The organism is Rhizobacter sp. P2_G4 (genome assembly GCF_056403575.1).
On record NZ_JBFUFG010000001.1, the window covers coordinates 618,425 to 640,163 of the forward strand.

Consider the following 21,739-nt stretch of genomic DNA (forward strand, 5'->3'; position numbering starts at 1 on the left):
GGGGCTGCCCTGGCCCTGCACTGAGCGCCGCATGACCGCTCCGCTCGTCAGCCTCACGCAGGTGTCGAAGTCGTTTGCCGGCGTGCGCGTGCTCGACCAGGTGAACCTCGAGCTGCTGCCCGGCGAGGTGCATGCGCTGATGGGCGAGAACGGCGCGGGCAAGAGCACGCTGATGAAGATCCTGGCCGGCGTCTACACGCGGGACGGCGGCGAGATGCTGCTCGATGGCAAGCCGGTCGAGGTGGACAGCCCGCGCGCTGCGCAGCAGCTGGGCATTGGCATCATCCATCAGGAACTCAACCTGATGAACCACCTGACGGCGGCACAGAACCTGTTCATCGGCCGCGAGCCGCGCCGCTTCGGCCTGTTCCTCGACGAAGACGCGCTCAACGCACGCGCACGCGAGATCTTCGACACGCTGCACTTGCAGCTCGACCCACGCACCGTGGTGGGCTCGCTCACCGTGGCGCGGCAGCAGATGGTGGAGATCGCCAAGGCGCTGTCGTTCGACTCTCGCGTGCTGATCATGGACGAGCCCACCGCCGCGTTGAACGACGCCGAGGTCACCGACCTCTTCCGCGTGATCGCACAGCTGAAGGCGCGCGGCGTGGGCATCGTCTACATCTCGCACAAGATGGACGAGCTGCAGCGCATCGCCGACCGCGTGACGGTGATGCGCGACGGCCAGACCGTCGCCACCGTGGCGATGGCGAGCACGCCGGTCGACCGCATCATCGCGATGATGGTCGGGCGCGAGCTGGCCAGCGGCGAACACGCCGAGATCCCCGACACCTCGAAGGCCGAGGTCGCGCTCGACGTGCGGCACCTGAACCGCGGCCGCGCAGTGCGCGACGTGAGCTTCACGCTGCGCCGTGGCGAGATTCTCGGCTTTGCCGGGCTGATGGGCGCCGGCCGCACCGAGGTGGCCCGCGCCATCTTCGGTGCCGACCCGCTGGACGCCGGCGAGGTGCGCGTGCACGGCAAGCTGGTGAAGATCGCTTCGCCCGAAGACGCGGTGCGCCACGGCATCGGCTACCTGTCGGAAGACCGCAAGCACTTCGGCCTCGCCATCGGGCTGGATGTGGAAACCAACATCGCCCTCTCGAGCATGCGCCGCTTCCTCAAGGCCGGCTTCATCGACACCGCGTCCACCCGGCGCATCGCGCAGGACTATGTGCGTCAGCTGCAGATCAAGACACCGTCGGTCGCGCAACCGGTGCGGCTGCTGTCAGGGGGCAACCAGCAGAAGGTGGTGATCGCGAAATGGTTGCTGCGCAACTGCGACATCCTCTTCTTCGATGAACCCACCCGCGGCATCGACGTCGGCGCCAAGAGCGAGATCTACCGGCTCATCCGCGAGCTGGCCGCGCAAGGCAAGGCCATCGTGATGATCTCGTCAGAGCTGCCCGAGGTGCTGCGCATGAGCCACCGCATTTTGGTGATGTGCGAAGGCCGCATCACCGGCGAGCTGAGCGGGCACGGTGCCACGCAGGAAGCCATCATGCAGCTCGCCACCCAGCGCGAAGCGCTTGCACCCAACCCGACCTTGGCCCAGGCGGCCTGAGGACACACCCCATGACCCAGGAACTTTCGATCCCGCGCCCCAGCGCCTTCAGCAGTGTGAAGACCGCGCTCTTCAACCCCGCCACGCGTCAGAAGCTGCTCGCCTTCGCGAGCCTGATCGTGCTGATGGCGTTCTTCACCGCGGCGTCATCCAACTTCCTGACCACCGACAACCTGGTCAGCATCCTGCAATCCACCGCCGTCAACGGCGTGCTCGCGATCGCCTGCACCTTCGTCATCATCACCGCCGGCATCGACTTGTCGGTCGGCACGATGATGACCTTCTGCGCGGTGATGGCCGGCGTGGTGCTCACCTACTGGGGCATGCCGCTGCCGCTGGGCATCCTCGCGGCCATCTTGTTCGGCGCGCTGTGCGGCTTCACCTCGGGTGTGCTGATCGCCAAGCTGAAGATTCCGCCCTTCATCGCCACGCTGGGCATGATGATGTTGCTGAAGGGCCTGTCGCTGGTGATCTCAGGCACCAAGCCGATCTACTTCAACGACACGCCGGGTTTCACTGCCATCTCGCAAGACTCGCTGATCGGCGACCTGCTGCCTTCATTGCCGATTCCGAATGCGGTGCTGATCCTCTTTCTCGTGGCGGTGGGCGCGAGCATCGTGCTCAACAAGACACTGGTCGGCCGCTACACCTTTGCGCTAGGCAGCAACGAAGAAGCGGTGCGCTTGTCGGGCGTGAACACCTCGTTCTGGAAGATCGTGGTGTATTCGATCAGCGGCGCCATCTGCGGCATCGCCGGCCTGTTGATCGCCTCGCGCCTGAACTCGGCGCAGCCCGCGCTGGGGCAGGGCTACGAGCTGGACGCGATTGCCGCGGTGGTGATCGGCGGCACCTCGCTTTCAGGCGGCACCGGCACCATCCTCGGCACCATCATCGGCGCGTTCATCATGAGCGTGCTGATCAACGGCCTGCGCATCATGTCGGTCGCCCAGGAATGGCAGACGGTGGTCACCGGCGTGATCATCATTTTGGCCGTCTACACCGACATCCTTCGCCGCGGCAAGGCATGAGTACCACCCGGCCGCCCGAAGGTGCTCATTCCCGCTTGGCGGGACCGCACGAAGTGCGTAGGGTGCCCCATTGAGCATCGTGTGCATCGATCCGCATCCGGGCGGCATCCGGACTCACTCACAACAGGAGACAAACGCATGATCAAGAGAAGAGCACTGGGCATTGCCCTCGGCCTGAGCGCCACCCTCGGCCTGAGCGGCCAGGCCCTCGCGCAAGAGATCTACATCCCGCTGGTCTCCAAGGGCTTCCAGCACCAGTTCTGGCAGGCGGTGAAGTCGGGCGCCGAACAGGCAGCGAAAGACTACAAGGTGCGCGTCACCTTCGAAGGCCCCGAGACCGAAGCCATGGTCGACAAGCAGATCGACATGCTCTCGGCCGCCTTGGCCAAGAACCCGAAGGCCATTGGCTTCGCTGCGCTCGACAGCAAGGCCGCGACGCCGCTGCTGAAGAAGGCGCAGGCCGCGAAGATTCCGGTGGTGGCATTCGACTCGGGTGTGGACAGCGACATCCCCGTCACCACCGCCACCACCGACAACGCGGCCGCCGCCGGCCTGGCTGCCGACAAGATGGCCGAGCTGATCGGCAAGGAAGGCGAGGTCGCACTCGTCGTGCACGACCAGACCAGCCGCACCGGCATCGACCGGCGCGACGGCTTTCTCAACCGCATGAAGTCGGCCTACCCGAAGGTCAAGATCGTCTCGGTGCAATACGGCGGCGGTGACCAGCTCAAGTCGACCGAGATCACCAAGTCCATCCTGCAAGGCAACCCTAATGTGAAGGGCATCTTCGGCGCCAACGAGGGTTCGGCCATCGGCGTGCTGAACGGCGCCAAGGAGATGAAACGCAAGATCGTCATCATCGGCTACGACTCGGGGAAGCAGCAGAAGGCGGCGATCACCAGCGGCGAAATGGCCGGCGCGATCACGCAAAACCCGGTGGGCATTGGCTACAAGACCGTCGAGGCGGCGGTGAAGGCGCTGAAGGGTGAGAAGCTGCCGAAGATCATCGACACCGGCTTCTACTGGTATGACAAGACCAACATCACCGACCCGAAGATCGCAGCCGTTCTGTACGACTGATTGGTACGACCGAGCTGTGCGACTGACACCCGGAACGATGTGCTGAAAGACTGCCCATGACCACCATCCGCTCGATGCGCGTGATCGACGTGCGCTTCCCGACCTCGAAGCTGCTCGACGGGTCGGACGCGATGAACCCCGACCCCGACTACTCGGCCGCCTACGTGGTGCTGGAGACCGACACGCCGGGGTTGGCGGGCCATGGGCTCACTTTCACCATCGGCCGCGGCAACGACATCTGCTGCGCCGCCATCCGCGCGATGCAGCACCTGATCGTCGGCAAGAGCCTGGCCTGGATCGCCGAAGACATGGGCCGCTTCTGGCGGCACATGACCTCGGACAGCCAGCTGCGCTGGATCGGCCCGGACAAGGGCGCCATCCACCTGGCCACCGGTGCGATCGTCAGCGCCGCGTGGGACCTGTGGGCCAAGTCCGAAGGCAAGCCGGTGTGGGCGCTGGTGGCCGACATGTCGCCGGAAGAGATCGTGAAGCTGATCGACTTCCGCTACATCACCGACTGCATCACGCCGGCCGAAGCGCTGGCGCTTCTGCGCGAGCGCGGCGTCGGCAAGGCCGAGCGCCGCGCCGACCTCGAAGCCAACGGCTACCCGAGCTACACCACCAGCGCAGGCTGGCTCGGCTACCCCGACGACAAGCTGCGCCGCCTGGTGCAAGAGGCCAAGGATGCCGGCTTCTCGCACATCAAGATGAAGGTCGGCCGCGACCTGCAAGACGACATCCGCCGCCTACGCATCGCACGCCAGGTGGCCGGCCCCGAACTCACGCTGATGATCGACGCCAACCAGGTGTGGGATGTCGACCAGGCCATCGAATGGCTGCCGCACCTGGCCTTCGCCAAGCCCTGGTTCATCGAAGAGCCGACAAGCCCCGACGACATCGAAGGCCACCGCCGCATCCGCGAGGCGATGAAAGGCCAGATGCAGGTCGCCACCGGCGAGATGTGCCAGAACCGCATCGTCTTCAAGCAGCTCATCATGCGCGGCGCGATCGACGTGGTACAGATCGACGCATGCCGGCTCGGCGGCGTCAACGAGGTGCTCGCGGTGATGCTGATGGCGGCCAAGTACGGCCTGAAGGTCTGCCCGCATGCCGGCGGCGTGGGCCTGTGCGAGTACGTGCAGCACCTGTCGATGATCGATTACCTCTGCATCGCCGGTACCAAAGAAGGCCGCGTGATCGAGTACGTGGACCACCTGCACGAGCACTTCGTCGACCCGTGCGTGGTGCGCAACGCGGCCTACATGCCGCCCAAGCGCCCGGGCTATTCCATCGAGATGAAGCCCGAGTCGCTGGCGCAGTACACCTACACAGGCTGACCGCCATGCTGCGCACGGACAGCCACCAGCATTTCTGGCGCTACGACCCGGTTCAGTACGACTGGATCGGCCCCGGCATGGAACGCATTGCGCGCGACTGGCTGCCCGACGACCTGCTTCCGCATCTGCAGGCCAGCGGCATCGATCGTTGCATCGCCGTGCAGGCGCGCACCGAAGAGGGCGAGACCGACTTCCTGCTCGGCCTGGCCGCGCAACACCCGTGGATCGCCGGCGTGGTGGGCTGGATGGAGCTGCGCGAAGGTGATGCCGCCTCGCGCCTCGCACGCTGGAGCGAGCAGCCTGCGCTGAAGGGCATGCGCCACGTGCTGCAAGGCGAAGCGGACGTGCGCGCGGTGATCGACAGCCCCGTGTTCCGCCGCAACGTGGCTGCAGTGCAGGCGCAAGGCCTGGTCTACGAGCTGTTGGTCTACGACCACCAGTTCGCCGGCCTGGCCGACTTCTGCGCCACGCTCGATGGCCATGCGCTGGTGCTCGACCACCTGGGCAAGCCTGCTATCCGCAAGCGCGACCCTGCGGTGCTGCAGGCCTGGCGCGAGGCGCTGCGGCCGGTGGCTGCGCTGCCACATGTGAGCTGCAAGCTCTCTGGTTTTGTCACCGAAGCGAACTGGCGCGATGGCCGGCTCGAGGGCCATGCACGGGCCGACTTCCACCCTTACCTCGACGTGGCGCTCGAGCTCTTCGGCCCCGAGCGCCTGATGTTCGGCAGCGACTGGCCGGTGTGCCAGCTGGCCGCGTCGCATGCCGAAGTGGTCGCGCTCGTCGACGACTGGTCGACGCTGCGCCTGTCACCCAGCGAGCGCGATGCGCTGTGGGGCGGCAACGCGCAGCGCTGCTATGGCCTCGCTGCCGAGCCCCACTTCCGTTCGGCCGAGTCCAAGCCCCGTTCGCCCTGAGCCTGTCGAAGGGCCACCTCAGCACCCATGGACCTGCACCTCCAAGACAAGATCGTCATCGTCACCGGCGGCGCCAGCGGCATCGGCGCCGCCATCTGTTCACAGCTCGCGCAAGAAGGCGCGGTGCCGGTGGTGTTCGACCGCAGCCCGGTCGCGACCGAGCTGCTCGCGAAGTGGCGGGCGACGTCACCGCGTGCGAGCGCAAGCCAGCTCGACCTGACCGACGAAGCCGCCTGCCGCGACGCTGTGGACGCCACGCTCGCCACCTATGGCGGCATCGATGGCCTGGTGAACAACGCCGGCATCAACGACGGCGTGTCGCTGAGCGCCGGGCGCGCGGCCTTCATGCGCTCGCTCGAAGCCAACTTAGTCCACACCTACCTCCTGGCTCACCTGTGCGAGGTACAGCTGAAGGCCCGGCGCGGCGCCATCGTCAACATCGCCTCCAAAACTGCTCTCACCGGCCAGGGCGGCACCAGCGGCTACGTGGCCGCGAAGGCCGGGATGCTGGGGCTCACGCGCGAATGGGCGGCATCGCTCGCACCCTTTGGCGTGCGCGTGAATGCGGTGGTGGTGGCCGAGGTGATGACGCCGATGTACGAGCGCTGGCTCGCCACCCATCCCGACCCGGCCGCCTCGCTGCAGAAGATCAACTCGCGCATCCCGCTCGGCCACCGCATGACCACGGCAGAAGAAATCGCCGACATGGTGGTGTTCCTGTTGTCCGACCGTTCGTCCCACACCACCGGCCAGTGGCTGCACCCGGACGGCGGCTACGTTCACCTCGACCGCGCTCTCTAGGAGACCCGATGCGCCATTGCCTGATGCTCGACCTGAAGGACGACCCCGCGCTCATCACCGGATACGAGGCGCACCACCGCGCCGTGTGGCCTGAGGTCGCACAGCACCTGCGCGACGCCGGCATCACCGGCATGGAGATCTACCGCCTCGGCACGCGGCTGTGCATGTTCATGGAGACCGATGACGCCCGCTTCGACGCCGCGCGCAAGGCCGAGCGCGAGGCGAACGATCCGCGGCTCAAGGCCTGGGAGACGCTGATGTGGCACTACCAGGCGCCCACGCCGTGGACACCCGAGGGGCAGAAGTGGGTCGAGGCGGCGCGCATCTTCGACTTGGCCTCACCCTCATCGGGCTGACATCTTCACGGGGACACACGCAAGCTCTAGACTCGCGGCCCTGTTGCCAAGCACCTGGGGCTGCCCATGTATTCCGCCACCTTCACCTTTGCGAAGAAGCAGTTCGACGACGAGTTCCACCGTCTCGACGCCACCATCGCCGAAGTCGCGCGCAGCCTGCCGGGCTACCTCGGCGAAGAGGCCTGGGAAGGCAGCGGCGACTGCGCCGGCCTGGTCTCCAACGTCTACTTCTGGGAATCGCTGGAGGCCTTGCAGGCCCTGATGCAGCACCCGGCTCACCTGCAGGCCAAGGCCGCGCAATCGAATTGGCTCGACGGCTACCAGGTCGTCATCTCGCAGGTGCTGCGCAGCTATGGTGATGTGCAGCGGCCTCTGTCGATTGCGTCCGCCGCGCTGCGCAGCCCATGAAGGCACCCGCCACGTCCTTCGCGCTGACGGTCTTCCAGGGCCGCGCCGGTGACCGCAACCCGCTTGCCATGCGGGCGGCGCCGAGGCTCGGGGCGGCATGGGCCGCGCGCACCGGCTTGACGCCTGTGCGCGTGGGTGAGCCGCAGCCCCCGCTGGCCGGCAGTTGGGAGGTGGAGCTGCCTGCGGCACGCGCCGGGTTGTCGGCCCTGGCTGCACGCTGCGACGCCGTGCTGTCGGCGGGTGCCGTGCCGCTCACCGTGATGGGCCGCTGCGCCACGGCCCTGGCCACGCTGCCGGTGGCAGTGCGTCACCACCCCGAGGCCTGCGTGGTGTGGTTCGACGCGCATGCCGACTGCAACACACCGCAAAGCTCGACCAGCGGCTACCTCGGCGGCTTGGTGCTCAGCGGCACCGCGGGACTGTGGGACAGCGGCCTGGGCGCGGGGCTGGACCTGAAGCGCCTGGTGCTCGTCGGCTCGCGCGACATCGACCCGCCCGAGGCGCGCCTCATCGCTTCAGCCGGCATCACCCTCGTCGGCCCCGGCTCGAATTTGGCCATGCGGCTTGCGAGCGCGTTGCAAGGCCGCCCCGCCTACGTGCATTTCGATTGCGACGTGCTCGAGCCCGGCCTGGTGCCCACCGAGTACCACGTGCCGGGTGGCCTGGGCTGGCAAGACGTGCGCGAGGCCTTTGCCGTGCTGGCCGTGAACGGCATCGTCGGCCTGGAGATTGCCGAGTTCGAAGACAGCTTCGATCCGGGCGGCCCGCCCGCATCGGCCGAGACCTTGCTCGACAGCCTGTCGGCCGCCTGGGCGACGGCGCGGCCTTAGAGCGCCGCGGCCATCGCCGCCAGCTTGGCCACGGTGTTCATGTTGCGCGCCGTGCCGTTCTTGGCCGCCGGGATCTTGAGCTTGGAGTCGGCCATGCCGTCACCGTAGAACACGTAGATCTCACGCGTGCCCAAGGCCATCTGTTCTTCCGCCTGGCCGGTCGCCGCCTTCAGCGCATCGCGCGGCGGCGGTTCGTCCAGGAAGATCGCCACGGCGCGGTTGCCGGGCGCTTCGGGAAACGGGTTCTGCTGCAGCGCCGCCGCCATCTCGGCCGCCGTGCGCACCATCACACCGACGGGCTTGCCGGCGTAGGCCTGCATCGCCTTCTCCAATGCGGCCTTGACCTTGGCTTCGGCCAGCTTGCTGGTGAACACCACGTTGCCGCTGGCGATGTAGGTGGCGACCTTCTGGAAGCCTGCTGCCTCGCACATGGCCTTCAGTTCGGTCATCGGCAGCTTGCCGGTGCCACCGACGTTGACGGCGCGCAGGAGGGCGATGTAAGAGGACATGGGCGCCGAGTTTAGGGGCGCCTGCGCGCTGAAACACGTGGACTACGATCGACCCATGCCTTCACCAGAACTCCCTGTCGTTCCCGAGAACTTCGTGCACCGCATCCGCGGTCTGCTTCAAGACGGGCAGCGCAAGTTGCTCGGCCTCGTCGGCCCGCCGGGTGCTGGCAAGTCGACCCTCGCCCAGGCGCTGCAGCAAGCTTTCGCCGACGTGTCGCAGGTGGTGCCGATGGACGGCTTTCACCTCGCCAACGTCGAGCTGCAGCGGCTCGGCCGATCCGGCCGCAAGGGCGCGCCGGACACCTTCGATGCCGCAGGCTACGCGGCACTGCTGCGGCGCCTGCGCGCGCAGCGACCCGACGAGATCGTCTACGCCCCCGAGTTCCGCCGCGAGATCGAAGAACCGATCGCCGGCGCCATTGCCGTGCTGCCGCAGACGCAGCTCGTAATCACCGAAGGCAACTACCTGCTGCTCGACCAGGGGCCCTGGGCCGAGGTGGGCGCGCTGCTCGACGACGTCTGGTACGTCGAGGTCGACGATGGGCTTCGCACCTCGCGCCTCACGCAACGCCACGAGCAGTTCGGACGCAGCCCGCAGGAGGCAACCGCCTGGGTGGCGCAGACGGACGAGCCGAATGCACGCCTGATCGCCGCGACCCGGCCGCGGGCGAAGCTCGTGTTCCAGTGGCACAACCAATGAGACATTCGCACTGAGGCAGTTGGCTTGCGACCGCCTCAGCCGGTCGTTATATTGGTCGACGCCTTGAGCACGCCGACCGCATGTTCGGCCCATCCACCCAGGAGGTTCACCATGTCTCTGCGCATCAACGACACCGCACCCGATTTCACGGCCCAGACCACGCAAGGCCCGATCCGCTTTCATGAGTGGATCGGCGACAGCTGGGCCATCCTGTTCTCGCACCCGAAAGACTTCACGCCGGTGTGCACCACCGAGCTGGGCTACATGGCCGGCATCGAGAAGCACTTCAAGGAGCGCAACACCAAGCTCATCGGCCTGAGCGTCGACCCGGTCGAGAACCACTCGAAGTGGGCCGCCGACATCCAGGAAACCCAGGGCCACGCCGTCAACTACCCGATGATCGGCGACACCGATCTGGCGGTGGCCAAGCTCTACAACATGCTGCCGGCCGAAGAGCCCGGCACCTCCGACGGCCGCACCGCCGCCACCAATGCCACGGTGCGCTCGGTCTTCGTCATCGGCCCCGACAAGAAGATCAAGCTGATGATGACCTACCCGATGACCACGGGCCGCAACTTCGACGAGATCCTGCGTGTGCTCGACTCGATGCAGCTCACCGCCAAGCACAAGGTCGCCACGCCGGTGAACTGGAAGCCGGGCGACGACGTGATCATTGCCGGCTCGGTGTCCGACGACGACGCGAAGAAGCTCTACCCCGAGGGCTGGAAGGCACCCAAGCCTTACCTGCGGATCGTCAAGCAGCCGGTCTGACCAGCTCTCTGCCGGGAGCCGCGGCTTGTCGGCGACCACACAACCCGCCGGAGGCACCATGCTCTTCGAACAGATCGCCACCGGCGGCTGCCAGTCCTACCTGGTGGGATGCGCCAAGACCTGTGTTGCCGCGCTGATCGACCCCGAGAACAGCCAGATCGATCGCTACCAGGCCCTGGCCTCGCAGCACGGCCTGCGCATCCGCTACGCGATCGACACCCACACCCATGCCGACCACTTCTCGGCCACGCGCCGGCTGGCGGAGCAGCTCGGCGCGAAGACGGTGATGCACCGCCGCAGCGCCTACCCCGGCGTGGACCTGCGCGTCGACGACGGCGAGCTGATCGCCGTGGGCGAACTGCGCCTGCGCGTGCTCTACACGCCCGGCCACACCAGCGATTCGATGTGCCTGATCGTCGAAGACCGCGTGTTCACCGGCGACACCCTGCTGATCGGCGGCACCGGCCGCACCGACCTGCCCAGCGGTGATCCCGAGGCCCTGCACGACAGCCTGTTCAACCGCCTGCTGAAGCTCGATCCGGCGCTCAAGGTCTACCCCGCCCACGACTACAAAGGCCGCAGCCACTCGACCCTGGGCACCGAGATCGCCGACAACCCGCGTCTGCAGAAACGCGAGCGCGAAGCCTTCGTCACGATGATGCGTGAGCTCAATCTCGGCATGCCCACCCACCTGACTGAAGCGCTGCGCACGAACATGAACGGCGGGCGCACCGTGGCCGAGATGCTGGCCGAAGCCGCGGCGTCGGTGTCGTTCATGTCGCTAGAAGAACTGCGCCGCCAGGTGGAGGAACAGCCGGGCGACCTGGTGATCCTCGACGTACGCGAACGCGAGGCCTATGTGGCCGGCCACGTGCACGGGGCCCGCCTGCTGCCACGCGGCCAGCTCGAACTGCGCGTCAACGAAGAACTGCCCGACCCCACGCAGCGCGTGCTCGCCGTCTGCGAATTCGGCCGCATCTCCACGCTCGCTGCGGCCACGCTGCACGAGATGGGGTTCCGCCGTGCGATTGCGCTCGATGGCGGGATGAAGGCATGGCGCGAGGCGGGGTATCCGCTGGACACCGGGGCTTAGGGCGACGCTGAACAAGGCGGGAAAGCCGGCCCTGACGTCACCTTCGGTGATACTGGTCTGAAGCGGCCTGCGCACAGTGCGCAAGCCGCCAGACTTGTCCAGGTGACGCATGCCTCCTTCCGACAAAGCCGCAACTCCGCCGGGGCGCCTCGATGCCTGGTGAAGAGTCCATGCCGTTCCTGCGTGCGCTGGTCGACAGCCTGCCCTTCCTGGTCTGGCTCGAAGACGAACAAGGCCGGTTGGTGCTCGGCAACGAGCCCTTCAACCGATGGCTTCGCGACGATGCGCCGCAGTCGCCCGACGGCACACCGAGCGACCTTCGCTTCGCGCGCGACAGCGCGGCGAACGCCACCGACACGGCTGGGCTGTCAGAGCTGCACTACCTCGACCCCCGCGGTGACACACGCTGGATTGAAACCTGGAGCGCGCCGCTCCCCGTGAAGAGCCAGGAAAGCCTGACCATCCGCTACGCGCGCGACATCACGTCTCGCAAGGCGTCCGAGCAGGAGCTCAAGCGAACTCTGGCATTCGTGCAAGGCATCATCGACGCGTTTCCGGACTTTCTGTTCGAGGGTACTGTCGACGGGCGCTACCTGAACACCTGGACCAAGAACCCCGAGCTCCTCGCGGCATCGCGCGAGAACCTGATCGGGCGCACGGTGGACGAGGTGCTGCCGCCCGAGAGCGCCGCCATCGCGAAGGCCGCTCTGCGCGAGGCGGACGAGACCGGGCTGTCGCTCGGCAAGGTCATCGCGGTCGACACGCCGGTGGGCCGCCACTGGTTTGAGCTGTCGATCTCGAAGATGCCGATGGGCGAGGGCCAGCCTGCGCACGTGATCACCGTCTCGCGCGACGTGACCGCGCGTCTCGAGCTGCAGGCTGCGCTGGAGCAGCAGGAGCGGCAGTTCCGCACCCTGGTCGAAAACTCCCCCGACGTGATCGCCCGGTTCGACCGCTCGCTCGCGTGCCTGTATGCCAACCCGGCCCTGGCCGCCCACACCCACTCGGCACCGGCGGCGCTGGTCGGGCTCGATGCGGCACGGATGCTCGGTGACGAGGCCGGCCGCCAATTGCGGGAGCGCCTGGCCGACGTCGTGCAGAACGGCCGGGCCTTCGCCTTCGAGATGAACTGGACCGATTCGCGGGTCCAACCCGTCTGCAGCCTCGTCAACTTGACTCCGGAGTTCGGCGCCGAACAAGCGGTGACGAGCGTGCTGATGGTGGGCCGCGACATCAGCGAGCTTCGCGCCTACCAGGACCGCATCCATCGCATGGTGGAGTCGAACATCATCGGCGTGGTGTTCTGGCACGCGGACGGGCGCATCGTCGACGCCAACGATTCGTTCCTGGGCCTGCTGGGCTGGTCGCGTGATGACCTGCGGTCGGGTCGCCTTCGCTGGGACAACATCACGCCGCCGGGTCACGAAGCGGCGGATGCGCGAAGTGCCGAAGAGATGCAGCGCACCGGTGGCAGCCGCGCTCACGAGAAGGAATACCTGCATCGCGACGGCCACCGTATCCCCGTGCTCGTCGGTGCCGCGTTCCTCGATGGGCAACACGAGTCCGGCGTGGCGTACGTGCTGGACCTGACGGAGCGCAAGCGTGCAGACCTCGACCGCCAGGCCCGCGAGACGGCGGAAGCTGCCTCGCGCGCGAAAGGCGAGTTCCTCGCGAGCATGAGCCATGAGATCCGTACGCCGATGAACGCGATCCTCGGCATGTCGTACCTCGCGCTGCAGGGCCCGCTGGACCCTCAGCAGCACCGGTACGTCGAGACGGTGCACCGCTCGGCCGAGTCGCTGCTGGCGATCATCAACGACATCCTCGACTTCTCGAAGGTCGAAGCCGGCAAACTCGACATGGAGCGCATCGACTTCGACCTGTCCGACGTGATAGACCACATCGCCAGCCTGATCGGCATGCAGGCGCAGGACAAGGGCCTGAAGCTGCTCTTCCTTCCTTCGCCGACGGTGCCGACCCATCTGATAGGCGACCCGACTCGGCTCGGACAGATCCTGCTCAATCTCGGCGGCAACGCCGTCAAGTTCACCGAACGCGGAGAGATCGTCGTCGGCATCGACCTGGCCGAACGGGACGAGACCTCGGCACTGCTTCGTTTCGAGGTACGCGACTCGGGCATCGGCATGACGATGGAGCAGCAGAGGCAGCTCTTCCAGCCCTTCACCCAAGCCGATGCGTCGACCAGCCGCCGCTACGGCGGCACGGGGCTGGGCCTCGCGATCTGCCGCCGCCTGGTGGCGCTGATGGACGGGGACATCCACGTCGACAGCCAGCCCGGGGTGGGAAGCCGCTTCAGCTTCACCGCGAGGCTGGGCCTGCAGCCCGCACGGGCGGGCGCCGTCGAAACCGGCCACCGCCGCCCGCCGGACGCCCTGCAGTTGCAACAGGCGGGGCTGCGCGGCGCCCGCATCCTGCTGGTCGAAGACAACCCGATCAACCAGGAGCTGGCGCGCGATCTGCTGTCTCGCGTCGGCATCGTCGTCACGATCGCCGAAGACGGCCAGCAGGCGATCGACATCCTCGGCACGCAATCGTTCGACGGCGTGCTGATGGACTGCCAGATGCCCGTCCTCGACGGCTATGAAGCGACGGCCATCTTGCGGCGCGAGCCTGCGCTGCGCGGGCTGCCGATCATCGCGATGACCGCGAACGCGATGGTCGGCGACCGCGACAAGGCCCTCGCCGCCGGCATGGACGACCACATCGGCAAGCCGATCAAGGTGGCCGAGATGTTCGCCACGCTGTCGCGCTGGATTTCGCCTGATCGCTCGCCTTAGAGCGACCATCAGGGCGCCCGGTCAGGCACCCGCCGGCGCATTGCCGGTGAACACCGCCAGCTGGGCTGCGAACGCTCGCTGGTAAGCGGGCCGCGCTTCGCCGCGGGCGACATAGGCGGCCAGGTTCGGGTATTCGTCGACCAGGCCCGACGGCTTCAACCGGAGCAGGACGGACACCATCATCAAGTCGCCCGCGCTGAACACACCGTCGAGCCAGTCGGCACGCGCCAGGCGGGTGGAGAGTTCGCCCAGCCGGACGCGGATGCGGTCCCTGACGAGCGGCAGGCGCTGTTCGGCCCAGGGCTTGTCGCCTTCCTGGAACTTGGCTGTTTGAAGATCGAGGATCGGCGGCTCGACCGTGTTGACGGCGGCAAACATCCACGTAATCGCCCGTGCCCGGGCATTCGCATCGGCAGGCAGCAGCCCGGTGTGGCGCTCTGCGAGATGGAACACGATGGAACCCGACTCGAACAGGACCAGATCGCCTTCTTCGTAGGTCGGAATCTGCCCGAAAGGATGAAGCGCGAGGTGCGCGGGCTCCTTCATCGCAGCGAAGGAAACCAGGCGAACCTCGTAAGGCTGGCCCACTTCCTCGAGCGCCCAACGAACGCGCATGTCACGCGCCAACCCTTTGCCGCGATCAGGAGACCGTTCAAAGACCGTGATCGTCGGGGTGGTCGGAAGGGTCATGGTGATGTCTCCTCGGGAGGTGTTTCGTTGAGTGCCTGACAGCTACTTATCTACTCGACGTCCGGGAAGGGCTGAAATCGACACCTTGAGCAGGTCTTTTTTCGCTGAATCTCCGAGATCACGTCCTCGTTTCCCCCGAACGCCCACGCGCCATCAAGTTACCCCGAGGGCCGCCGATATACCGCCCACATTCAACAATCGAAGCGGGAGCTCGTGTGCTGATCCTCAACAACGTCAAGATTGGTACGCGCCTCGTAGCGGGCTTCGTGCTTGTCATCCTTTTCGGCCTGGCCGTCGCACTGCTGGGCTGGCGCCAGCTGGCAGGCGTCGACCAGATGGTCAATTCCCTGGCGGACCAGCGCATGCAGATGGTGCTGAACATCAGCGAGTTGAAGGACAACGTCAACCTGGCAGCCCTCAGCGCCCGCGACATCGTGCTGGCGGGCAAGGACACCGCCGTGGTCGACCGCGAGAAGAAGCGGCGTGAAGAAATGCGCGCCCGCAACCCCAAGCTGCTGGAGGCCCTGCAAAAAGGCGCCGTCACCGACGCTGAAAAGGATGCGCTCCAGCAGATGGCAACGCAGCGCGGGGCTTATACCAAGTCGATGGACAAGGTGCTCACCGCCGCCGCTGCGGGCCAGCAGGAAGAAGCTGCACGCATCAACCTGCAGGAAACCCGCCCGATCCAGGACGCCTATTTCAAGACGCTCGACGCCTTCAAGGACACGCAGCTGGCGCTGATGCAGAAGACCGCGACCACGATCAATGAGACGACCAGCCGGGCCAGCTCGCTGATGCTGGGCATCGCCGCGTTGTCCACGCTGTGCGGGCTGGTGCTGGCCGGCTTGCTGACTGCGTCCATCACTCGGCCGCTGAGCAATGCCGTGGAAGTGGCGCGCGCTGTGTCACAAGGTGACCTGACGACCCCGATCCACCCCCAGGGCCGCGACGAAGCCGCCGAATTGCTGGGTGCCATGAAGATCATGACCGAAAGCCTGGCCGCACTCGTGGGAACGGTGCGCCAGACCTCCGAGAGCATTGCCACCGGCTCGGGCCAGATTGCCACCGGCAACGCCGACCTGTCGCAGCGCACCGAAGAGCAGGCGTCCAACCTGCAGCAGACCGCCGCGTCGATGCACCAGCTGTCCAGCACGGTGAAGAGCAACGCCCACACCGCGCAGGAAGCCACCCGCTTGGCTCACGAGGCCTCGACCGCTGCCAGCCAGGGCGGCGCGGTCGTCAGCCAGGTCGTGCAGACGATGACCGAGATCAACGCCAAGTCAGGCCGCATTGCCGACATCATCGGCGTGATCGATGGCATCGCGTTCCAGACCAACATCCTCGCGCTGAACGCTGCTGTGGAAGCGGCCCGTGCCGGCGAGCAAGGCCGCGGCTTTGCCGTGGTGGCCGCAGAAGTGCGTGCACTGGCCCAGCGCTCGGCCCAAGCCGCTCGCGAGATCAAGACCTTGATCGGCGCCAGCACCGAGACGGTACAGAACGGCGCCGAGCTGGTGGAGCAGGCCGGCCGCACCATGGGTGACATCGTCGCCCGGGTCAAGCAGGTGACCGACCTCGTCAGCCACATCGGCAATGCATCGCACGAACAGTCCGAAGGCATCGGCCAGATCAACGAGGCCGTGACCGAACTCGACACCGCGACCCAGCAGAACGCGGCGCTGGTGGAAGAGTCGGCCGCTGCGGCGGAAAGCCTGGATCAACAGGCCCGCAAACTGGTCGAAGCGGTGTCGAGATTCAAGTTGCAGGCCGCTTGAGGCCTCGCGGTGCTGAAGGGCCGGCAGAGCCCTCAGCGCTGCCCTGAAGCACACCGCCCTGCAAGCCCTTGCATTGCCTCACAGCCGCTGATCTCGTACGCTAGGCGCCAGTAGCCCCCGCCGTGGCGCGCGCGCCGCGCGAGGACTCGATCCGGATCCTTCCTGTTCTGTGGCGCATCGCGCACGGGGGTGTCGGCATGTCGAGTTCCAACCATCCGGGCATGGCCCGCATCCGCACGCTGGCCTTTGTCGGCCAGACGACGGCAGGCAAGACCAGCCTGGTCGAGGCCCTGCTCGTGCGCTCGGGCACCATCTGTGCGCCAGGGTCGGTCGAGCGCGGTACCACCGTCTCCGACTACGACCCGATGGAACGGCGATTGCTGCATTCGCTGCAGGCCTCGCTCACGCACTTCAGCCACGGCGAGGCGTTCATCCACCTGATCGACACACCGGGCTACGCCGACTTTGCCGGCCACGCGCTGTCGGCGCTCGAGGCGGTGGACACGGCGGCGATCGTCGTCAACGCGCAGGCGGGCATCGAGCAGATGGTGCTGCGCATGATGGACTGGGCCACGCAGCGCGGGCTGTGCCGCCTGATCGTCGTCAACAAGATCGATGCGCAAGACGTCGATTGCGGTGCGCTGGTGCAGCAGCTGCAGGCGGCTTTCGGCAAGGTGTGCCTGCCGATCAATCTGCCGACGCCCAACGGTACGTCGGTCATCGACTGCTTCTTCAATACCAGCGACCACCCCTCGCGGCCGACGCAGTTCTCGTCGGTGGAGCAGGCGCACCGCGCGCTGGTGGAGCAGGTGGTCGAGGTGGACGCCGAATTCGTCGACCGCTACCTGAACGATGGTGACGTCGACCCGCGCGAGCTGCATGCACCACTGGAGCAGGCGCTGCGTGAAGGGCACCTGGTGCCGATCTGCTTCGTGTCGACGCGCACGGGCGCGGGTGTCGGCGAGCTGCTCGACGTGATCGAGCGGCTGCTGCCCAACCCGATGGAAGGCAACCCGCCGCAGTTCTTCAAAGGCGAAGGTGACGCGGCACAGCCGATGCAGGCCGTGCCCGACCCGGCGCAGCATGTGATCGCGCATGTGTTCAAGGTCACCAACGACCCCTACGTCGGCAAGATGGGCGTGTTCCGCATCCACCAGGGCACGGTCACGCGCGACAGCCAGCTCTACATCGGCGACGGGCGCAAGCCGTTCAAGGTGGGCCACCTCTTCATGCTGCAGGGCAAGGAGCATGTGGAGGTGCAGCGCGGCGTGCCGGGCGACCTGTGCGCGGTGGCTAAGGTCGACGAGATGCACTTCGACGCGGTGCTGCACGACGCCGCCGAAGACGACCACCTGCACCTCAAGCCGCTGCCGTTTCCAGTGCCGGTGCACGGCCTGGCGATCGAGCCCAAGCGGCGCGGCGACGAGCAGCGGGTGTGGGAGATCCTGCAGAAGCTGGTCGACGAAGACCCCTGCCTGCGCCTGGAGCATGTGGTCACCACCAACGAGACCATCGTCTACGGCCTGGGCGAGCTGCACCTGCGCACGCTGGTCGAGCGGATGAAGGACGTGCACCACTGCGACGTCGTCACCCGCCCGCCGCGCATCGCCTACCGCGAGACGGTCACCGCGCCGGCGGAAGGCCACCACCGGCACAAGAAGCAATCGGGTGGGGCGGGGCAGTTCGGCGAGGTGTTCCTGCGTGTCGAGCCGTTGGAGCGCGGCCAGGGCTTCCAGTTCGTCGACGCGGTGAAGGGCGGCACCATCCCCGGGCAGTTCATCCCCGCGGTCGAGAAGGGCGTGCGGCAGGCGCTGGAGGCCGGCGTGCTCGCAGGCTACCCTGTGCACGACCTGCGCGTCACGGTGCACGACGGCAAGCACCACAGCGTCGACTCCAAGGAGATCGCCTTCATCGTCGCCGGGCGCAAGGCCTGCATCGATGCAGTGCTGAAGGCACGGCCCATCGTGCTGGAGCCGATCGTCAAGGTAGAGATCACGGCGCAGGAGCCGAGCCTGGGCGACATCACCGGCGACCTCGCATCAAGGCGTGGCCAGATCAGCGGCACGCAGGCGCTGATCGACGGCAGCATCATCGTGAACGGCGAAGCGCCGCTGGCCGAACTGGTGACCTACCAGACCCAGCTCAACGGCCTGACCGGCGGCGAAGGCCGCTACACGCTGCAGCTGAGCCACTACGACCCAGTGCCACCGAACCAGCAGGCGGCGCTTGCGAACCAGTACAAACTGCGTGACGAGGAGTGATTGACGGCGCCCGTGAATCTCCGGCCACCGCCGACGCGTTAAAGCTGGGCTTCGATCGCGGCCTTGTCGATGACTGACCACACGGATCGGATTCTTCCGTCCACGTACTGATAGAAGACGTTCTCGCTGAACGAGACACGCCGGCCACCGATGTCCAGATCGAGAAAGCGGCCTGTCGGTGTGCAATCGAAATTGAGGCGCGCCGCGACGGAAGTCGCGTCGGTCACCATCAGCTGAATGAAGAAACGCAGGTCCGGGATATCGCGGTAGTTGCCTTCCAACATCGCCCGGTAGCCAGACAAGCCGATGCGGCGGCCGTTGTAGTCCACCTCTTCGTCGACGAAGTCACCAAGCCGGTCCAGGTCTCGGGCGTTCAGGCAGGCGATGTACTGGCGGTAAAGGGTGGCGGTGTTCATGTCACGTCACGCGCGACCGCTCAGCGCCAGCCGGTGCGTGCCGTGGCCGCACCGGACGATTCGTCTTGCGTGGAGGCCATGAGCACCGTCTCGTCGGGCGGGGCCGTGAACCACGCCGAGAGCACGGCCAGGGCCATCACGATCAATACGAAGGTCGTCCGGAGGTTCATGGCTGCCTCACTTGCCGTCGAATGCGGCTTGCAGCGCCGCGATGTCGAGCTTGGTCATCTGCATCATCGCGCCCATCGCGCGCTGGGCCTTGGCGGTGTCGGGGCTCTTGAGCATGTCCATCATGGCGCGCGGCACGATCTGCCACGACAGGCCGAACTTGTCCTTCAGCCAACCGCATTGGCCGGTGGAGCCGCCTTCGCTCAGGCGGGCCCACAGGCGGTCGACCTCGGCCTGGTCGGCACAGTCGACCGCGATCGAGATCGCTTCGGTGAACGGAAATTGCGGGCCGCCATTGAGGGCCAGGAACTCCTGCCCTTCGATGACGAAGCGCATGGTCAGCACCTTGCCCTTGAGCGAGGGCACGGCGTCGCCGTAGTGCGTGACTTCGAGCACCTTGCCGTTCTTGAAGATGCCGAGATAGTGTTCGACGGCCTCGTCGGCGTTGAAGTTGAACCAGAGGCAGGGGGTGAGCTTTTGCATGGTGATCTCCTGGGGTGGTGACGTTCAGGTGGGAGACCGCCGCGCGGCCGCGGCGGAGGGGCGGGAACGGGGGGTGGCTTTGGCAACCGGCGCTGGAAGCAGCGACGCCACGTACTCGCGCAGGTGCGCGATGGTTCGCGTGGCCGCAGCGGCATCGTGCTGGGCCTTGGCAAGAATGAAAGCACCCTGGATGGCGGCCTGCGCAAAGAGCGCAACATCGAGCGGCTCCCACGTGGCCTTCGGGGCATACAAGCGCTTGGCCTCGATCAGGTCGGCCTCGACGGTGCGGGCGTGGAAGAGGATGGCCCGGTTGCAGGCATCGCGGATGTCGGGGTGCGTGCTGTAGGTCTCTTGCACCATGGTGCCCAGCAAGCAGCTGAAGTCGGCCAGCTCGCCCTGGATCAGCGAAGCGCGGAGATCGATGTAGGCCAGCACGCGTTCACGCGGGTCGGCCAGGCTGTGGAACGGCGCGCTCTCGAACATGTTGCCGGTGACGCCGGTCCAGTGCTCGGTGGCGGCGATGGCCAGTTCGTCCTTGCCCTTGAAGTGGTGGAAGAAGCTGCCCTTGGTGACGCCGGCCTCGCGGCAGATGTCGTCGACCGAACTGCCCGCATACCCTTGCACGCGGATCACGCGCAGCGCAGCGTCAAGCAGCTTTCTCTTCGGGCCTTCGGTGAGTTCGATCATTTCCACACTCCATACCGATTAGTCGGTACGTGAACAATACCGACCGATCGGTATGGCGTCAAGCGGATTTTTCGTAACGATGCAAATCAGTGCGGGGCCTCTTGGCGGTGCGCTCTGTTTGCACGAAGAACGGGCGACTTTGGGGTTCCACGCCCCGTGCGGCCCGTTCAACAGCAGCATTTGGAGCTTCACGCGTTGGCACGCGACCTGCTAAGCATGACCTGTCATAACAGGTCAGGTCCGCCGCGATGAATTCAGCCCGCAAGCCCACCCAACCCGAGAGCGCCGAGGTGCAGGTGGTGCCGATGTCGTCGGTGCCGATGCACACGCAGATCCGCGAGATCGTGCGCCGGCGCGTACTCGACGGCACTTATGCGCCGCACTCGCAGATGCCCTCGGAGAGCCAGATGATGGAGTCGTTCTCGGTCAGCCGCATCACGATCCGCCAGGCACTCGGCGATCTGCAGAAGGAAGGCTTGATCTTCAAGGTGCCGGGCAAGGGCAGCTTCGTCGCCAAGCCCAAGGCCTTCCAGAACCTGTCGCGCCTGCAGGGCTTCGGCGAGGCGATGGGCCCGTCGGGCTACGAGACCTTCTCGCAGGTGCTGAGCATGCGGCAGGTGCCGGCCAGCGACGTGGTGGCGCGCCGCCTGCAGCTCGGCCTCGGCGACGCGGTCTATGAGATCCAGCGCCTGCGCTACCTGAACCGCGAACCGATCTCGGTTGACCAGAGCTACTTCCCGCTCGCGCTCGGCGAGCGCCTGGCGCAAGAAGACCTGCCGACGCGCGACATCTTCGTGATCCTCGAGAACGACTTCGGCCTCCACCTCACGCATGCCGACGTGCAGATCGAAGCGATCTCGGCCGACGAATTCCTCGCGCGCCAGCTGCGCATCGCCGAGGCCTCGCCGTTGCTGCGCATCGAGCGGCTCACCTATGCCGACGACAAGCCCATCGATTTCGAATTTCTGTACTACCGCGGCGATGCCTTCCAGTACCGCCTGCGCATCGACCGCTGCTGATCCATCAACAGCGCACCTGCTGGCAAACCAACACCCCTGCCCGAAACCCAACAG

At 66.5% G+C, this 21,739-nt stretch carries 22 protein-coding genes; 16 read left to right on the top strand and 6 right to left on the bottom strand.

Annotated elements, in window-relative coordinates; all coding sequences use genetic code 11:
- Nucleotides 1-31: 31 nt before the first annotated feature.
- The 9 genes from AC1DYS_RS02985 (at nucleotide 32) to AC1DYS_RS03025 (ending at nucleotide 8,318) form a co-directional block, all read left to right on the top strand.
- Nucleotides 32-1,564, top strand: a complete 1,533-nt coding sequence (locus tag AC1DYS_RS02985; protein WP_477895897.1) for a sugar ABC transporter ATP-binding protein — start codon at nucleotides 32-34, stop codon at nucleotides 1,562-1,564.
- 11 nt (nucleotides 1,565-1,575) lie between these two features.
- On the top strand, nucleotides 1,576-2,592 hold the full coding sequence (locus tag AC1DYS_RS02990; protein ID WP_477895899.1) for an ABC transporter permease: 1,017 nt from the start codon (nucleotides 1,576-1,578) through the stop codon (nucleotides 2,590-2,592).
- Between the two features lie 138 nt (nucleotides 2,593-2,730).
- Nucleotides 2,731-3,672 carry an ABC transporter substrate-binding protein gene (locus AC1DYS_RS02995; RefSeq protein ID WP_477895901.1) on the top strand — a complete coding sequence of 314 codons (942 nt, stop codon included), beginning with the start codon at nucleotides 2,731-2,733 and terminating at the stop codon, nucleotides 3,670-3,672.
- Nucleotides 3,673-3,728: 56 nt separating this feature from the next.
- Nucleotides 3,729-5,009: an L-fuconate dehydratase gene (locus AC1DYS_RS03000; RefSeq protein ID WP_477895902.1), complete on the top strand. Its 1,281-nt coding sequence runs from the start codon at nucleotides 3,729-3,731 to the stop codon at nucleotides 5,007-5,009.
- Between the two features lie 5 nt (nucleotides 5,010-5,014).
- Entirely contained in the window at nucleotides 5,015-5,923 is a 909-nt protein-coding gene (locus tag AC1DYS_RS03005; RefSeq protein ID WP_477895904.1) for an L-fucono-1,5-lactonase, read from the top strand.
- Between the two features lie 27 nt (nucleotides 5,924-5,950).
- On the top strand, nucleotides 5,951-6,724 hold the full coding sequence (locus AC1DYS_RS03010; RefSeq protein WP_477895906.1) for an L-fucose dehydrogenase: 774 nt from the start codon (nucleotides 5,951-5,953) through the stop codon (nucleotides 6,722-6,724).
- 8 nt (nucleotides 6,725-6,732) lie between these two features.
- Nucleotides 6,733-7,080, top strand: a complete 348-nt coding sequence (locus AC1DYS_RS03015) for an L-rhamnose mutarotase (RefSeq protein ID WP_477895908.1) — start codon at nucleotides 6,733-6,735, stop codon at nucleotides 7,078-7,080.
- Nucleotides 7,081-7,146: 66 nt separating this feature from the next.
- Complete coding sequence (locus AC1DYS_RS03020; RefSeq protein WP_047486580.1) at nucleotides 7,147-7,488, top strand: antibiotic biosynthesis monooxygenase family protein; 342 nt, start codon at nucleotides 7,147-7,149, stop codon at nucleotides 7,486-7,488.
- Complete coding sequence (locus tag AC1DYS_RS03025) at nucleotides 7,485-8,318, top strand: arginase family protein (RefSeq protein WP_477895910.1); 834 nt, start codon at nucleotides 7,485-7,487, stop codon at nucleotides 8,316-8,318. Before AC1DYS_RS03020 ends, AC1DYS_RS03025 begins: the two co-directional genes overlap by 4 nt.
- Here the strand turns inward: AC1DYS_RS03025 and AC1DYS_RS03030 are convergent.
- Nucleotides 8,315-8,827, bottom strand: coding sequence for a DUF1697 domain-containing protein (locus AC1DYS_RS03030; RefSeq protein WP_477895912.1), 513 nt, complete (start codon nucleotides 8,825-8,827; stop codon nucleotides 8,315-8,317). The two genes, AC1DYS_RS03025 and AC1DYS_RS03030, sit on opposite strands and share 4 nt — an antisense overlap.
- Nucleotides 8,828-8,882: 55 nt before the next feature.
- On the opposite strand from AC1DYS_RS03030, the gene AC1DYS_RS03035 reads away from it, so the two are divergent.
- The 4 genes from AC1DYS_RS03035 (at nucleotide 8,883) to AC1DYS_RS03050 (ending at nucleotide 14,189) form a co-directional block, all read left to right on the top strand.
- Nucleotides 8,883-9,527 (top strand): nucleoside/nucleotide kinase family protein, encoded by a 645-nt coding sequence (locus tag AC1DYS_RS03035; protein WP_477895914.1) that lies wholly within the window; start codon nucleotides 8,883-8,885, stop codon nucleotides 9,525-9,527.
- A 111-nt stretch (nucleotides 9,528-9,638) separates the two neighbouring features.
- Complete coding sequence (locus tag AC1DYS_RS03040) at nucleotides 9,639-10,298, top strand: peroxiredoxin (RefSeq protein ID WP_477895916.1); 660 nt, start codon at nucleotides 9,639-9,641, stop codon at nucleotides 10,296-10,298.
- A 58-nt stretch (nucleotides 10,299-10,356) separates the two neighbouring features.
- Nucleotides 10,357-11,391 (top strand): MBL fold metallo-hydrolase, encoded by a 1,035-nt coding sequence (locus tag AC1DYS_RS03045; protein ID WP_477895918.1) that lies wholly within the window; start codon nucleotides 10,357-10,359, stop codon nucleotides 11,389-11,391.
- A 170-nt stretch (nucleotides 11,392-11,561) separates the two neighbouring features.
- Nucleotides 11,562-14,189 (top strand): PAS domain-containing hybrid sensor histidine kinase/response regulator, encoded by a 2,628-nt coding sequence (locus AC1DYS_RS03050; protein WP_477895920.1) that lies wholly within the window; start codon nucleotides 11,562-11,564, stop codon nucleotides 14,187-14,189.
- 21 nt (nucleotides 14,190-14,210) lie between these two features.
- Here AC1DYS_RS03050 and AC1DYS_RS03055 read toward each other — a convergent pair whose 3' ends face one another.
- On the bottom strand, nucleotides 14,211-14,879 hold the full coding sequence (locus tag AC1DYS_RS03055; RefSeq protein ID WP_477895922.1) for a glutathione S-transferase family protein: 669 nt from the start codon (nucleotides 14,877-14,879) through the stop codon (nucleotides 14,211-14,213).
- 215 nt (nucleotides 14,880-15,094) lie between these two features.
- On the opposite strand from AC1DYS_RS03055, the gene AC1DYS_RS03060 reads away from it, so the two are divergent.
- Together AC1DYS_RS03060 and fusA are read left to right on the top strand one after the other, a co-directional pair.
- Nucleotides 15,095-16,651, top strand: a complete 1,557-nt coding sequence (locus AC1DYS_RS03060) for a methyl-accepting chemotaxis protein (RefSeq protein WP_477895924.1) — start codon at nucleotides 15,095-15,097, stop codon at nucleotides 16,649-16,651.
- 197 nt (nucleotides 16,652-16,848) lie between these two features.
- Nucleotides 16,849-18,912: an elongation factor G gene (gene fusA, locus AC1DYS_RS03065; protein ID WP_477895926.1), complete on the top strand. Its 2,064-nt coding sequence runs from the start codon at nucleotides 16,849-16,851 to the stop codon at nucleotides 18,910-18,912.
- Between the two features lie 38 nt (nucleotides 18,913-18,950).
- Here fusA and AC1DYS_RS03070 read toward each other — a convergent pair whose 3' ends face one another.
- From AC1DYS_RS03070 to AC1DYS_RS03085, 4 genes are read right to left on the bottom strand one after another with little or no spacing between them, the layout of a single operon-like run.
- A complete protein-coding gene (locus AC1DYS_RS03070; RefSeq protein ID WP_477895928.1) occupies nucleotides 18,951-19,328 on the bottom strand; it encodes an ester cyclase in 378 nt (125 codons plus the stop codon).
- 20 nt (nucleotides 19,329-19,348) lie between these two features.
- The gene (locus AC1DYS_RS03075) at nucleotides 19,349-19,498 is read right to left on the bottom strand and encodes a hypothetical protein (RefSeq protein WP_477895930.1); all 150 of its coding nucleotides are present in this window, start codon (nucleotides 19,496-19,498) and stop codon (nucleotides 19,349-19,351) included.
- Nucleotides 19,499-19,505: 7 nt separating this feature from the next.
- Entirely contained in the window at nucleotides 19,506-19,979 is a 474-nt protein-coding gene (locus tag AC1DYS_RS03080) for a VOC family protein (RefSeq protein ID WP_477895932.1), read from the bottom strand.
- A gap of 24 nt (nucleotides 19,980-20,003) precedes the next feature.
- Nucleotides 20,004-20,666, bottom strand: coding sequence for a TetR/AcrR family transcriptional regulator (locus AC1DYS_RS03085; RefSeq protein WP_477895934.1), 663 nt, complete (start codon nucleotides 20,664-20,666; stop codon nucleotides 20,004-20,006).
- Between the two features lie 248 nt (nucleotides 20,667-20,914).
- Here AC1DYS_RS03085 and AC1DYS_RS03090 point away from each other — a divergent pair, with 248 nt between their 5' ends.
- The gene (locus tag AC1DYS_RS03090) at nucleotides 20,915-21,685 is read left to right on the top strand and encodes a GntR family transcriptional regulator (RefSeq protein ID WP_477895936.1); all 771 of its coding nucleotides are present in this window, start codon (nucleotides 20,915-20,917) and stop codon (nucleotides 21,683-21,685) included.
- Nucleotides 21,686-21,739: the final 54 nt, after the last annotated feature.